This window comes from Vibrio sp. 1249-1 (assembly GCF_033340495.1).
The window spans coordinates 1-786 of sequence record NZ_JAWOWJ010000393.1 but is presented as its reverse complement, the minus strand read 5'-3'; the positions used below and the strand labels follow the sequence as shown (position 1 = coordinate 786).

The following is a 786-nucleotide window of genomic DNA, read 5'->3' as shown; positions in this document are numbered from 1 at the left end:
CAGCTTAAACGAGGTGAGGAACTGCACGGTCGCCAAATGATATCCAAAGCAGAACTGGATGAGCTGACCGCAAACAAGGAACTGGCAGAGGCAAACTTCTATAACGCCACCAACCAGTTGAACTATACGCGTTTATTTGCCCCGTTTGCAGGAAAAGTCTCAGACGTTTTCAAAGAGCGTTTTGAGCGCGTGGCGATTGGCGAACCTGTACTGAACTTGTATCAAAACGATGTGGTTTATGTGCGTATCGAATTGTCTGACAACGTGTTAGCGATGGTGAACCCAACCGCACAAAACATGAGTTATAAGCCGCGTGCGACGTTCTCTGGTATTCCAACAACGTATGCGCTGGACTATTTAGAGCACACTAGCGAGCCAAACTCAGAAACACAGACTTATGAGATGTACTTGACCATGCCTCAACCAGAGCAAGAGATTCTTCCGGGCACCAGTGTGAGCGTGATGGTCGATATGATCAAAGCCGGTATCACTTCTCTCGATGGTTACAACATCCCAATGACGGCACTTCAAGCAGGCAACGATGATAATGAGTTCTTTGTTTGGAAAATGAACAATGACGCTGTCACTAAAGTGCCTGTGGCGATTTCACAAGTTAACGGTGAAGGGGCGATTGTCTCATCGGGAATCACTCAAGGTGATGTGTTGGTTAATTCAAACCTACGTAAATTACGCGAAGGTAAGCAAGTGGATGTTGTGGAGAAGGAACAATAATGAACATTGCTGAGTATTCCATTAAGAACAAAGTCATCAGTTGGTTGTTCATTG

General features: G+C 45.5%; 1 protein-coding gene. It reads left to right on the top strand.

Annotated features, from left to right (window positions below):
* Window positions 1-732: multidrug efflux RND transporter periplasmic adaptor subunit VmeU (vmeU, locus tag R7Z50_RS26585; RefSeq protein ID WP_318149622.1), on the top strand; the 732-nt coding region annotated here is incomplete at its 5' end.
* Window positions 733-786 lie beyond the last annotated feature (54 nt).